We start from the raw sequence: 12,845 nt of genomic DNA on the forward strand, positions 1-12,845 counted from the left end.
CATGAGCGGCAAGGTCGCCGTTGTCGCCGCCGGTGGAACCGGCGGGCACATGTTCCCCGCCCAGGCGCTGGCGGAGACCCTGATCGCGCGCGGCTGGCGCGTGGTCCTGGCCACTGACGAGCGCGGCGAGGTCTATGCCGACAAGTTTCCGGCCGAGGAAAAGCTGTTCCTGTCGGCCGCGACCTTCAAGAAGGGCGACCCGGTCGGGATGATCCGCGCGGGCTTCGCGATCTTGGCCGGCGTGATGCAGGCCCGTAAGGCGTTCAAGCGCCTGAGCCCGGCGGTCGTCGTCGGCTTCGGCGGCTATCCGTCCCTGCCGGCCCTGATGGCGGCCACGGGCCAGAAGCGCCCGACCGTGATCCACGAGCAGAACGCGGTGCTAGGCCGCGTGAACCGCTACATGGCGCCGAAGGTCACGCAACTGGCCTGCGCGTTCCCGACGCTGGAGATGGCGTCGTCCGCCGCAAAGGCCCGCGCCCATGTGGTCGGCAATCCGGTCCGCCCGCCGATCCAGGCGCTCTACGACCAGCCCTATGAGGCCCCCGGCGAGGAAGGCCCGATCCGCTTGCTGATCACCGGTGGCAGCCAGGGCGCGCGCCTGCTGTCCGAGCTGGTGCCCGAGGCGGTGATCCGCCTGCCGGAAGACATCCGCATGCGGCTGGAGATCCAGCAGCAGACCCGGGCCGAGTCTATGGAGAACGCCCGCCGCATCTACGCCAACGCCCTGGTGAAGGCCGAGATCGCGCCGTTCTTCCGCGACATGGCCGGCCGCCTGGGCAAGGCGCATCTGGTGGTCGGTCGGGCAGGGGCTTCGACGGTCTGCGAACTGGCCGTGGCCGGACGTCCGTCCATCCTGGTGCCGCTGAAGATCGCCGCTGACGATCACCAGCGCTTCAACGCCCGCCTGCTGGAAGACGCCGGCGCGGCCGCCGTCGCCCTGGAAGACGAGCTGACCACCGACACCATGGCCGGCGCCCTGAACGCCCTGCTGCGGGACGGTGCGCGCCTGGCACGCATGGCGGCCTCGGCGCACGACGCCGGCACCCCCGACGCGGCCGCCAAGCTGGCGGACCTGGTCGAGGCGACCGCCCGCTAGTTCGGCTCCGCGCCGCTTTCGATCAGAGGGCGGCCGATCCTCACCGCTTCCTCCACCGACTCCGCCGTGCGCACGGCGGGGAAGGGCGCATGCCCGTCGCAGACCAGCTTGGCCGCCGCTTCCTCCATGCCGCCGCCCGGAATCGGCTCGGTCGGGGTCGGCGCGCCGCTGAGCGGGCCTTCGCGGCCGGTGGCGCGGATGCTGGCGTAGGCGTTCCGAACCAGGGTGCGGGCGTCGCAGTCGATGGTCAGGGCCTGCCAGCCGCCCCAATAGGCCTCGCCCGCGGCGATGAAGTCGGTCTCCACCACCTGCAGCACGCGAAGCTTCGCGGTCCGGCCGCTCCAGGTGATCCCAGCCTCATCCACGAAGGCGGCGTAGCGGCCGACATCGACAAGCTTGAGCGACAGCTTGGCCACATCTTGCGCATGCGCTGGGGCGGCGATCAGCAAAATCCCCGTCAGGAGGGCATTTCCGGCCCGTCGCAAATCATTTAATCCGGCTGACATGATCAAGCGTCGACGTCCTGTCCCCTTCGAACTCGGCCCCGTGCATTTCATCGGCATCGGCGGCATCGGCATGAGCGGCATCGCCGAGATCATGCTGCGTATCGGCTATACGGTTCAGGGATCGGACGCGAAAGCCAGCGCCAATACCGAGCGCCTGGCTCAGCTGGGCGCCAAGATCTTCATCGGCCATGACGCCGCCCACGTGGAGGGGGCCTCGGCCGTGGTCTATTCCACTGCTGTGAAGCCGGACAATCCGGAGATGGTCGCCGGCCGCAACGCGCGTCTGCCGCTGGTCCGCCGCGCCGAGATGCTGGCTGAACTGATGCGCCTGCAGTTCTCCGTCGGGGTTGCGGGCACGCACGGCAAGACCACCACCACCTCCATGGTCGCCGCCCTGCTGGACGCCGGCGGGCTGGATCCGACGGTGGTCAACGGCGGGATCATCAACGCCTATGGCACCAACGCCAAGGTGGGCGAGGGCGACTGGATCGTCGTCGAGGCGGACGAGAGCGACGGCAGCTTCCTGCGCCTGAAGTCGACCGTCGGCATCATCACCAACATCGACGCCGAGCACCTGGATCACTGGGGCGACTTCGAAGCCGTGAAGAAGGGCTTCCAGGACTTCGTCGAGAACATTCCCTTCTACGGCTTCTGCGCGGTCTGCACCGACCACCCGGAAGTTCAGGCCCTGACCTCACGGATCGAGAACCGCCGCCTGGTGACCTACGGGACCAACCCGCAGGCCGAGGTCCGCGTCCAGAACATCACCATGGGCCCGGACGGCGCCGGGTTCGACGTGATCATCTCGCCCCTGAACGGCGAGGAGCTTCGCTATGAAGGCCTGCACCTGCCCATGGCCGGTCTGCACAACGTCCTGAACGCCACCGCCGCCATCGCCGTGGCGCGCGAACTGGGCGTGGATGCGGAAGCGATCCGCAAGGGCCTGGCCGGCTTCGGCGGGGTGAAGCGCCGCTTCACCACCGTGGGCGTCGCCAACGGCGTTCGCGTCATCGACGACTATGGCCACCACCCGGTGGAGATCGCCAACGTCCTGAAGGCCGCCCGGGCGGTGACCGAGGGCCGGGTGATCGCCGTGGTGCAGCCCCACCGCTACACCCGCCTGCGCGACCTGATGGCGGAGTTCAGCTCCTGCTTCAATGACGCCGACGTGGTGATCGTGGCCGACGTCTATACGGCCGGCAAGTCGCCGATCGAGGGCGTTGACCGCGACGGCTTGGTGGAAGGCCTGCGTCGCTTCGGCCATCGCCGCGCCATTCCGCTGGAAAGCCCGGCGGCCCTGGCCGGCATCGTGGCGGAAGAGGCCAAGGCGGGCGATCTGGTGGTCTTGCTCGGCGCCGGCGACATCACCAGCTGGGCCTACGCCCTGCCGGCCCTGCTCGAGGCGCTTGCTCAGCAAGAGGGGGCTCAGTGAGCTGGCGCGACGCTCTTCCGGCGGTTCGCGGCAAGCTGCTGCGTGACGAGGCCCTGGCGCCGTTCACCTGGTTCCGTGTCGGCGGGCCGGCGGAGCTGATCTTCCTGCCCGAGGACGAGGATGATCTGGCCGATTTCCTCCGCGGCCTCGATCCCGCCGTGCCGGTCACGCCGATCGGCGTCGGCTCCAACACCCTGGTCCGCGACGGCGGGGTGGAGGGGGTGGTGATCCGCCTGGGCGGCAAGCCTTTCGCCAAGGTCGAGGCGCGCGGGAACAGCCGCATCTTCTCCGGCTCGGCCGTGCCGGACGCGATCCTGGCGCGCGAGGCCGCCAAGGCGGGGATCGCGGGGCTGGAGTTCTATCGCGGCGTGCCGGGCTCCATCGGCGGCGCCCTGATGATGAACGCCGGCTGCTACGGCTCCGAGACCAAGGACGTGCTGGTCGAGGCCTATGCGGTGACCCGTTCGGGCGAACGCGTGACCCTGTCCAACGCCGACCTCGGCTACACCTATCGCAAGTCCGCCCGCGCGGCGGCCGGCGACCTGATCTTCACTGGCGCCCTGTTCGAAGGGACCGCCGATGAACCCGCCGCCATCCAGGCGCGGATGGAGGAGATCACGGCTCGGCGTGAAACCACCCAGCCGATCCGCGAGAAGACCGGCGGCTCCACCTTCAAGAACCCGCCGGGGCATTCGTCCTGGAAGCTGGTCGACGAGGCGGGCTGGCGCGGCAAGCCGTTCGGCGGGGCGATGTTCTCGCCGCTGCACTCCAACTTCCTGATCAATACGGGCGAGGCGACGGCGGCCGACCTGGAAGGGCTGGGCGAGGCGGTGCGCGCCGACGTGAAGGCCAAGACCGGCGTCGAGCTGGAATGGGAGATCAAGCGGATCGGCAAGGCCTAACAGCCTGCTGACGGTTTACGACTCCAGCGGTTGGTATAGCTTCGCCGCTTCCATCTGTTGGGGTTGAGTCCATGATCCGCAAACTGCTCCTCGCCGCCGCTTCGACGGCGCTTCTCTCCACGGGCGCCTACGCCCAGGACATCGCCACGGCCGAGGCCCTGCGCGACAAGGCGCTGAAGAGCGACCTGGCCTGGGAGATCACCGAGGAGCTGACCGACATGGGCCCGCGCCTGGTCGGCTCGCCGGCCATGGAGCGCGCCAAGGACTGGGGCGTGGCCAAGCTGAAGGCCATGGGCTTCACCAACGTGGTCGCCGAAGAGTTCGCCAAGCCGTCCTGGACGCGGGGCGAAGAATGGGCCGAGATCACCGGGCCCTATCCGCAAAAGCTGTCGATCGTCGGCTTGGGCCGCACCATCTCGACCCCGGCCGCCGGGATCGAGGCCGAGGTCGTCCTGTTCAAGACCTATAACGAGCTGCTGGCCGCGCCGGCCGGCTCGCTGAAGGGCAAGATCGCCTTCGTCAACGAGCCGATGACCCGCGCCCAGAACGGCGCCGGCTACGGCCCGGCCGGCGCGCCGCGCCGCGGCGGTCCGGCGGAAGCCGCCAAGCGCGGGGCGCTGGCCCTGCTGATCCGTTCGGTGTCGACCTCGACATCCACGGTGCCGCACACGGGCACGACCGCTCACGGAACCGACGCGCCGAACGTGCCGGCTGCGGCCCTGGGCGTGCCGGACGCCGATCTGCTGCAGCGCCTGGCCCTGAAGGGCCCGGTGAAGGTGAAGCTGAAGCTCGCCAGCACCACCGACGCCAAGGACGTGGCCTGGAACATCGCCGGCGAGATCCGCGGCTCCGAGAAGCCGGACGAGGTCATCGTCATCGGCGGTCACATCGACAGCTGGGACGTTGGCACCGGGGCCCTGGACGACGCCACGGGCGTGGCCATCACCACGGCGGCGGCCAAGCTGATCGCCGAGCTGCCCAAGCGCCCCAAGCGCACCATCCGCGTCGTCATGTGGGGTTCGGAAGAAAGCGGCGGCTCGTCCGACGCCTATCTGGCCGCGCACCAGAACGAGCTGTCGAAGATCGTCCTGGCTGGCGAGAGCGACACCGGCGCCGACCGCATCTACGCCCTGGCCCTGCCCAAGGGCTCGGCGGAGCATCCGGCGATGAAGGAAGCCTCGCGCATCATGACGTCGCTGAAGATCTACACCGACCGCGCGCCGGCGGCGGGCGGCGGCGCCGACATCTCCGGCATCGAGCGGGCGGGCGTGCCGGTGATCAACCTGCACCAGGACGCCAGCCGCTATTTCGACTTCCACCACACGGCGGACGACACCCTGGACAAGGTCGATCCCGCGCAGCTGGCGCAGAACGTCGCCGCCTGGGCGAGCTTCATCTATCTGGTGGCAGACAGCGACATCGACTTCCGCGCCCTGGGCGCGGCGGCGAAGTAAGCGTTCTAGACGCGAACGTTGACGAGAGAACCGGGGGCGGTCTGGGCGGGAGCCTGGGCCGCCTTCGGCGTTTGAGCGCCGGCCAGCGCGCCGCCGAAAGTCACGGCGGGCGAGGCGGAGCCGCCGTTCACCGATTGCATGACGGACAGGGTCGCGGACTCGGGACGGGGCGCGCGCACGGCCTCGACGGGCCGGATTTCCCGGAAGCCGCCGTAGTGCTGAATGCCGCCAACGATGCGATTCACCGCGTCCATGAGGCCACAAATAAGCCAGGTGGGCTTAACAGGGAGTTGAGAGTCGTCCAGAACCGCCGTGCAACTTCAAAGGCTTGTCCATGACTCTCCCGCTCACTGGAAAACACGTCGCCGTCCTGCTGGGCGGTCCCTCGTCTGAGCGGGAAGTGAGCCTGGTTTCCGGCCGTGAATGCGCCGATGCGCTGGAGCGTCTGGGCGCCAAGGTCAGCCGCGTCGACGCCGGCCGTGATCTGGCCGCCGTGCTGGAGCGCCTGAAGCCGGACGTGGTGTTCAACGCCCTGCATGGCGAGTGGGGCGAGGACGGCTGCGTCCAGGGCATCCTGGAGACCTATGGCGCGCCCTATACCCATTCCGGCGTGCTGCCGTCGGCCCTGGCCATGGACAAGGCCAAGGCCAAGGCGGTGCTGGCCGCGGCCGGCGTCGTGGTGCCGGGTGGCGGCCTGTTCAATCGTCACGAGGTGGCGCGCGATCACGTCATGGCGCCGCCCTATGTGGTGAAGCCGAACGCCGAGGGCTCCTCGGTAGGCGTCTATCTGGTGTTCGAAGGCGCCAACAGCCCGCCGCAGCAACTGGCCGATCCCGCCTGGACCTATGGCGAAGAGGTGATGGTCGAGCCCTATATCGCCGGCAAGGAGCTGGCCGTGGCGGTCATGGGCCATGTGGACGGACCCAAGGCGCTGGCGGTCACCGACATCGTCTCCAGCACCGGCTTTTACGATTACGACGCCAAGTATTCCGAAGGCGGGTCGGTCCACGTCCTGCCGGCGCCGATCTCGGAAGACGCCCGTGACCGCGCCATGCGGATGGCGGAGCGGGCGCACGTCGCTCTTGGTTGCCGAGGCGTTACCCGAAGCGACTTTCGTTATGACGACATTAACGATCTTCTGGTCCTTTTGGAGGTCAACACCCAACCCGGCATGACACCGACCTCGCTCGCTCCAGAGCAGGCGGCGCATGAGGGAATCGGGTTCGACCAGTTGGTGCTTTGGATCACGGAGGACGCGTATGCCCGCGGCGCAGCGGGGGGCTCGGCAAAATAATGAAGCCAAGCCTCGGGTCAGAAAGCCCGCTAGTCCGGTAAACACGCGCGCGGCGAAGAAGCCTGCGCCGGGGGCGGCTCCCGCACGTCCGTCTCTTTCTCCCAAGATCCTGCTGGCCGCCGGCGGCGCCGTGCTGCTGCTGGGCGTCGTGGTCATGCTGGCCACGGGCGACCGCGCCCAGCGCATCGCCGAGGGCGTCTCCACCGGGGTCGACAATCGCTTCGCCGCCATGGGTTTCCGGCTGAAGGCCGTCCATGTGCAGGGCGCGTCGGCCATGGCGTCGCCCGACATCCTGCGGGCCTCGGGGCTCTACAGGGATCAGCCGCTGCTGGGCCTGGACCTGGAGCAGGTCCGCCAGCGCGTGCAGTCGGTGGGCTGGGTCAAGGAAGTGAAGGTCGTTCGCCTTCTGCCGGACACCCTCGTCCTGGCCGTCAAGGAACGTCGTCCCACCGCGGTCTGGCAGCACGCCGGCCGCACCGTGGTCATCGACGGGGAGGGCGGTGCGATCACCGAGGCTGATCCAGGCCGCTTCCCGCAGTTGCCGCTGATCGTCGGCGCCGGCGCGGACATCGCCGCCCCGGCCATCCTGCCGGCGGTGGCGCAGCGTCAGCGGCTCACCGACCGCCTGGAGGCCATGGTCCGTGTGGACCAGCGCCGCTGGGACCTTCGCCTGAAGGACGGCTCGCTCGTCCAACTTCCGGCGATCGACGAGGAATCCGCCCTGATTCAGCTCGACCAGCTGGATCAGCGGCAAAGAATTTTGGACCTCGGGTTCGCGCGCATCGATCTGCGTGATCCCGAAATGATTGCGGTGCGTCCGAAGGATGCTCCGGCTGTCGGCCAAATGGTGGCCGGTGGCGCTTAGAAGGCAGAAAGCTGGGTTGGGGAACTCGATGTCGAGGATTGAAGAAAGGCGAGAGGCCCGGGACGGCCTGAAGGCGGCGCTCCAACGTCAGCCGGTCATCGCCACGGTTGATCTTGGCGCGTCCAAGGTCAGCTGCTTCATCATGAAGGGTGACGGGATCAAGCGCGAGGAACGCGCTTTGACCACGGCCGGTGTAGGCTATGTGCAGTCGCGCGGCGTACGCGGCGGCGCGATCGTCAATCTCGACGAGGCGGCCCAGGCGATCGCCCAGGCTGTCGAGCGCGCGGAAACCGTGGCCGGCGTGTCCGTTCAGGGCGTCACCGTCTCGACCGCCGGCGGCCAGCTGGCCAGCCATCGCGTCCGCGCCCAGGTCTCGCTCGGCGCCCGCCCCATCGGCGACGCGGACCTGTCGCGCGCCATCGGCTCGGCCCTGTCCCAGGTCAAGCTGCCCGGCCGCAAGCCGATCCACATGCTGCCCATGGCCTGGTCGGTCGATGGCCAGAAGGGCGTGAAGGATCCTCGCGCCATGTTCGGCCGCGCCCTGGGCCTGGAGCTGCTGGTCGTCTCGATCAACGAGAACGTCTTCCACACCCTCAGCCACTGCATCGAACGCGCCCACCTGTCCTTCGAGGGCGTGGTCGCCGCGCCCTTCGCCTCGGCCCTGGCGGCCCTGGAAGAAGACGAGATGGACCTCGGCGCCGTGTGCATCGACATGGGCGGCGGCTCGACCTCGGTCGCCGTGTTCAATGACGGCGCGCTGGTCCACGTCGACAGTCTGCCCGTCGGCGGCGGCCACGTGACCCAGGACATCGCCCGCGGCCTGTCGACCTCGCTGGTCGGCGCCGAGCGCATCAAGAACCTGCACGGCTCGGCCATCGCCTCCTCGAACGAGGACCGCGAGATGATCGAGGCCCCGCCGCGCGGCGATGATCCGGGCGCCGGTCCGGTGGTGGCTCCGCGCTCCATGCTGAAGGGCATCATCGCGCCGCGCGTCGAGGAGACGCTGGAGCTGCTGCGCGAACGCCTGAAGGCTTCCGGCGCGCCGGTCGAGCCGGGCGCGGGCATCGTCCTGACGGGCGGCGCCAGCCAACTGGCCGGCGTTCGTGAAGTGGCCGTGCGCGTGTTCGACCGTCCGGTGCGCCTGGGCCGTCCGCGTCGTCTGCCGCACCTGGCGGATGCGGCTTCGGGGCCGGCCTTCTGCGCCTCGGCCGGCGTGCTGCAACGCGCCGCCTTTGGCCCCCGTGAGGTTGTCTCGGCCAAGCAGCTGATGGGCCAGAAGGTTCGCCGCGAGCCGGTGGACCCGGCGGCCGGCGCGCTGGCCCGCGCCGCGGCCTGGCTGCGGGACAATCTCTAGGGAATCGGGGAGGGGATTCGCTGGCCCCGGATGGGCGGCGAATCCAACTCGTGGTTAATACGCCGCAGCCTGGTTAACGCCTCGAACTGTCCACAGAGAACCCCGGTCCGACTCGGGATTTCCTTGAGGCAACAAGGAAAATTCGGTTTTCCGCCTCTTTGACGCCTTCCAACTCAGCGTATGCAGTTAACTGCCAATTAACGATGGTGGTTCAACTGTTAACCGAACCGTCGTCGACGGGCGGGCGAGCGGGGTCGCCTTAACCCTCGATGACTTCGGCGAAGGACTTGGGGTCCAAAAAGATGGCTATTTCTCTCTCGGCGCCGCGGACGACTGAACTGAAGCCGCGGATCGTCGTCTTCGGGGTCGGCGGCGCGGGGGGCAACGCCGTCAACAACATGATCGAGGCGGGCCTCGAAGGCGTGGAGTTCGTGGTCGGCAACACCGACGCGCAACAGCTCCAGTTCGCCAAGACCGACCGCCGCATCCAGCTCGGCGTTCAGGTGACGCAAGGCCTCGGCGCCGGCGCCCATCCTGAAGTCGGCATGAGCGCCGCTGAAGAGAGCTTCCCGGAGATCGGCGAGCACCTCGACGGCGCCCACATGGTCTTCATCACCGCCGGCATGGGCGGCGGCACCGGCACCGGCGCCGCGCCGATCATCGCCAAGGCGGCCCGCGAGCGTGGCATCCTGACCGTCGGCGTGGTGACCAAGCCCTTCCATTTCGAAGGCCGTCACCGCATGCGGCTGGCCGACGCCGGCATCGCCGAACTGCAACGCTACGTCGACACCCTGATCGTCATTCCGAACCAGAACCTGTTCCGTCTCGCCAACGAGCGGACCACCTTCGCCGAAGCCTTCGGCATGGCTGACCAGGTCCTGCACTCGGGCGTGCGCTCCATCACCGACCTGATGGTTCTGCCGGGCCTGATCAACCTCGACTTCGCCGACGTCCGCACGGTCATGACCGAAATGGGCAAGGCGATGATGGGCACTGGCGAGGCGACCGGCGAAGACCGCGCCCTGATGGCCGCCCAGAACGCCATCCAGAATCCGCTGCTGGACGAAGTCTCGCTGAAGGGCGCCAAGGCCGTGCTGGTCAACGTGACCGGCGGCCTGGACATGACCCTGCTGGAAGTGGACGAGGCGGCCAACGCCATCTCCGACCAGGTGGACCCGGAAGCCAACATCATCTTCGGCGCGGCCTTCGATCCGTCGCTGGACGGCGTCATCCGCGTGTCGGTGGTCGCCACCGGCATGGACGGCGCCTCGATGATCGCCGCCGAGCCGCGCTCCACCCGCACGCTGAACACCGGCGCCGCGCCGCTGATCGTCGAGAAGACCGCGCCGATCGCTGCTCCCGCCGCTCCGGTCGCCGCCGCGCCCGAGCCGATCGCCGCGCCGGAGCCGACCTATGTCGAGCCGGTCGCCGAGATCGAGCCGGAAATCGCTCAAGCCGATCTGTACGCCGCCGAGCCGGTCGCCGAGTACGCGCCCGAACCCGTCGTGCAGCAGCCGGTGGCCCGCATCGTCGATCCGTCGGTGGATGACGTCACCGCGGAAGAGCCTATGTTCGTGGACAGCCGCTACGCCGACGAGCCTCGCCAGAAGAGCGGCTTCTTCAGCCTGTTCGGCGGTCGTCAGCGTTACGACGCAGCGCCGCCGCCCGCGCCGGCCCGCGCCGTGGCTGGCGGGGGCTCGGCCCGCCCGATGGCTCAGCCCATCGAGCAGGAACTGAACGAGGAAGGCGAGGACCTCGAAATCCCGTCGTTCCTGCGCCGTCTGGCGAACTAAGAAATAAGGCCAAAATCTGGCTTTGAGCACGCCCCGCCTAGCGCGGGGCGTGTTTTATTTTCGCCATATTTTTCAATGTACTGCACGCGAAACAATCCGAAACAGGACTTGTTTTGCGGTGCAGCAACGCCCCCCTTAAACGAAAGCTGGGGCGTGAAACCGTCTGCGTCTTTGACGGTTATGTTTGTTTCGAAGGATCGCTCGTGTCTGCAGCAACGCATTTTCAGCACACCGTAGCAGGGCCGGCGATCTTCGCCGGCGTGGGCCTGCACACCGGTGCGCGCGTTCGGGTGGCCATCCGCCCCGCTGCCATCGAGACCGGCGTCATCTTCGTCCGCACCGATGTGACCGATCGCGACAATGTGGTCCCGGCGACCGCGCAGTCGGTGGGCAAGACCCAGCTCGGCACGGTGATCAACAATTCCGCCGGCGTCTCGGTCTCGACCATCGAGCACCTGATGGCCGCCCTGGCCGCCCTGAACATCGACAACGCCATCGTCGAGCTCGACGGCCCGGAAGTGCCGATCATGGACGGCTCGGCCGAGCCCTTCGTCCAGATGCTGGACCGCGCCGGCCGTCGTCGTCAGGAAGCGCCGCGCCGCTATATCGAGATCCTGCGTCCCATCGAGGTGGTGGACGGCGACAAGCGCGCCGTTCTGTCTCCGTCGGAGAGCTTTGAGGTCGCCTTCGAGATCGCTTTCGGCAGCAAGGCCATCGGCCGTCAGCGCGTCGATCTGGTCATGGACGAGCAGGCCTTCCGCGAAGAGCTTTCGGACTGCCGCACCTTCGGCTTCGTGCATGAGGTCGAGGCCCTGCGCGCCATCGGCCTGGCTCGCGGCGGCTCCATGGAAAACGCCGTGGTCATCGACGGCGACCGGGTGCTGAACCCCGAGGGCCTGCGTCGTCCGGACGAGTTCGTGCGTCACAAGGCGCTGGACGCCATCGGCGACCTCTATGTGCTCGGCTCGCCCATTCTTGGCCGCTTCGAAGGCGTGCTGGCCGGCCACGGGCTGAACAACGCCCTGGCCCGCGCCGTGGTCGCCAATCCGTCGGCCTGGCGCATCCGCACCTACGCCGCCGATCTCGCCGAAGCGGTCTGAACTTTCTCTGCGTTTGCGCCCGCTCATGGGTGGTGTAGAAGCGCTGACGGCGCGGGGGCGCGCGTTTGTTCTGCCAGGTGAGGATTCGTGCTTCGTAACCCTGTGAGCCGTACGGTCGTTGTCAGCGCCGCGCTTGTCGCAGCCCTCGCTGTGTCGGGCTGCGCCGGCAACAAGAAGAAGCCGACGATTCAATACGAGGAGCGCCCGGTCGAGCTGCTCTACGCCACCGGCGCGGACCGTCTGGACCGCCGCGAGTGGGACGACGCGGTCAACTACTTCCGGGAAGTGGAGCGTCAGCACCCGTATTCGGAATGGTCGCGCCGGTCGATTCTGATGACCGCCTACGCCCACTATCAGGGCAACGACTACGCCGAGGCCATCGGCGACGCCGAGCGATTCATCTCGCTGTACCCCGGCAACCCGTCGACCGTTTACGCCTACTACCTGAAGGCCATCTGCTACTTCGAGCAGATCGTCGATGTCGAACGCGACCAGGCCTACACCGAGCAAGCGCTCGCCGCCCTGCGCGAGGTCGTCCAGCGCTACCCGAACACCGAGTACGCCCAGGACGCGCGCCTGAAGATCGACATGGTCAACGACCAACTGGCGGGCAAGGAGATGACCATCGGTCGTCACTACCTGCGCAATGGCAACGCCCTGGCCGCCATCGGCCGGTTCCGCACCGTCGTCGACCGCTACCAGACCACCACCCACACGCCGGAAGCCCTGTACCGTCTGGTCGAGAGCTATCTGACCGTCGGCCTGATCGACGAGGCGACCAAGAACGGCGCGGTGCTGGGCTACAACTATACCAACGACATCTGGTACCGCGATGCGTACCGGCTGCTGAACGACCGCGGCCTGCGCCCGCCGATCGAGCCGCGCACGCCCGGCGCCAAGCGCAGCTATCTCGAGCGTCTGACGGGCACGGGCAAGAACCGCACCCTGCCGCCGCCGACCGAGCAGAGCCCGAACGCGACCGGTGAGCGCAAGGCTCCGGCCGCCGAGGCGACCTCGACCCCGGCCGTGAAGGAACAGCCCAAGGCCAA

At 68.3% G+C, this 12,845-nt stretch carries 11 protein-coding genes and 1 pseudogene; 10 read left to right on the forward strand and 2 right to left on the reverse strand.

Translation table 11 applies throughout. The features are described from left to right. The first annotated feature begins 1 nt into the window (after position 1). Positions 2 to 1,096 (forward strand): undecaprenyldiphospho-muramoylpentapeptide beta-N-acetylglucosaminyltransferase, encoded by a 1,095-nt coding sequence (murG, locus tag ABOZ73_RS17320; protein WP_369059349.1) that lies wholly within the window; start codon positions 2 to 4, stop codon positions 1,094 to 1,096. On the opposite strand, the gene ABOZ73_RS17325 is transcribed toward murG, so the two are convergent. Further along, positions 1,093 to 1,545: a hypothetical protein gene (locus ABOZ73_RS17325; protein WP_369059350.1), complete on the reverse strand. Its 453-nt coding sequence runs from the start codon at positions 1,543 to 1,545 to the stop codon at positions 1,093 to 1,095. The two genes, murG and ABOZ73_RS17325, sit on opposite strands and share 4 nt — an antisense overlap. 55 nt (positions 1,546 to 1,600) lie before the next feature. Between ABOZ73_RS17325 and murC the strand changes: the two genes are divergently transcribed. The 3 genes from murC to ABOZ73_RS17340 all read left to right on the forward strand — a co-directional run bounded on the left by murC (position 1,601) and on the right by ABOZ73_RS17340 (position 5,390). Further along, on the forward strand, positions 1,601 to 3,034 hold the full coding sequence (gene murC / locus ABOZ73_RS17330) for a UDP-N-acetylmuramate--L-alanine ligase (protein WP_369059351.1): 1,434 nt from the start codon (positions 1,601 to 1,603) through the stop codon (positions 3,032 to 3,034). Next, on the forward strand, positions 3,031 to 3,936 hold the full coding sequence (murB, locus tag ABOZ73_RS17335; protein ID WP_369059352.1) for a UDP-N-acetylmuramate dehydrogenase: 906 nt from the start codon (positions 3,031 to 3,033) through the stop codon (positions 3,934 to 3,936). Before murC ends, murB begins: the two co-directional genes overlap by 4 nt. Before the next feature lie 71 nt (positions 3,937 to 4,007). Beyond that, positions 4,008 to 5,390, forward strand: coding sequence for a M20/M25/M40 family metallo-hydrolase (locus tag ABOZ73_RS17340; RefSeq protein WP_369059353.1), 1,383 nt, complete (start codon positions 4,008 to 4,010; stop codon positions 5,388 to 5,390). 5 nt (positions 5,391 to 5,395) lie between these two features. Here the strand turns inward: ABOZ73_RS17340 and ABOZ73_RS17345 are convergent, their stop codons facing one another. Beyond that, the gene (locus ABOZ73_RS17345) at positions 5,396 to 5,635 is read right to left on the reverse strand and encodes a hypothetical protein (RefSeq protein WP_369059354.1); all 240 of its coding nucleotides are present in this window, start codon (positions 5,633 to 5,635) and stop codon (positions 5,396 to 5,398) included. Positions 5,636 to 5,724: 89 nt separating this feature from the next. On the opposite strand from ABOZ73_RS17345, the gene ABOZ73_RS17350 reads away from it, so the two are divergent. From ABOZ73_RS17350 to ABOZ73_RS17375, 6 genes and pseudogenes are all read left to right on the forward strand, one after another. Next, on the forward strand, positions 5,725 to 6,684 hold the full coding sequence (locus tag ABOZ73_RS17350; RefSeq protein ID WP_369059355.1) for a D-alanine--D-alanine ligase: 960 nt from the start codon (positions 5,725 to 5,727) through the stop codon (positions 6,682 to 6,684). After that, positions 6,650 to 7,549, forward strand: a complete 900-nt coding sequence (locus ABOZ73_RS17355) for a cell division protein FtsQ/DivIB (RefSeq protein ID WP_369059356.1) — start codon at positions 6,650 to 6,652, stop codon at positions 7,547 to 7,549. Before ABOZ73_RS17350 ends, ABOZ73_RS17355 begins: the two co-directional genes overlap by 35 nt. A 28-nt stretch (positions 7,550 to 7,577) precedes the next feature. Next, positions 7,578 to 8,903 carry a cell division protein FtsA gene (gene ftsA, locus ABOZ73_RS17360; RefSeq protein ID WP_369059357.1) on the forward strand — a complete coding sequence of 442 codons (1,326 nt, stop codon included), beginning with the start codon at positions 7,578 to 7,580 and terminating at the stop codon, positions 8,901 to 8,903. Between the two features lie 302 nt (positions 8,904 to 9,205). Then, entirely contained in the window at positions 9,206 to 10,696 is a 1,491-nt protein-coding gene (gene ftsZ / locus ABOZ73_RS17365) for a cell division protein FtsZ (protein ID WP_369059358.1), read from the forward strand. 203 nt (positions 10,697 to 10,899) lie between these two features. Further along, positions 10,900 to 11,796: a UDP-3-O-acyl-N-acetylglucosamine deacetylase gene (lpxC, locus tag ABOZ73_RS17370; RefSeq protein ID WP_369059359.1), complete on the forward strand. Its 897-nt coding sequence runs from the start codon at positions 10,900 to 10,902 to the stop codon at positions 11,794 to 11,796. Positions 11,797 to 11,883: 87 nt separating this feature from the next. Then, positions 11,884 to 12,717, forward strand: a pseudogene (locus tag ABOZ73_RS17375) (outer membrane protein assembly factor BamD); the annotation flags it as partial. Between the last annotated feature and the right edge of the window lie 128 nt (positions 12,718 to 12,845).

It is taken from the genome of Caulobacter sp. 73W (genome assembly GCF_041021955.1).
In the GTDB taxonomy this organism is placed as follows: Bacteria; Pseudomonadota; Alphaproteobacteria; order Caulobacterales; family Caulobacteraceae; genus Caulobacter.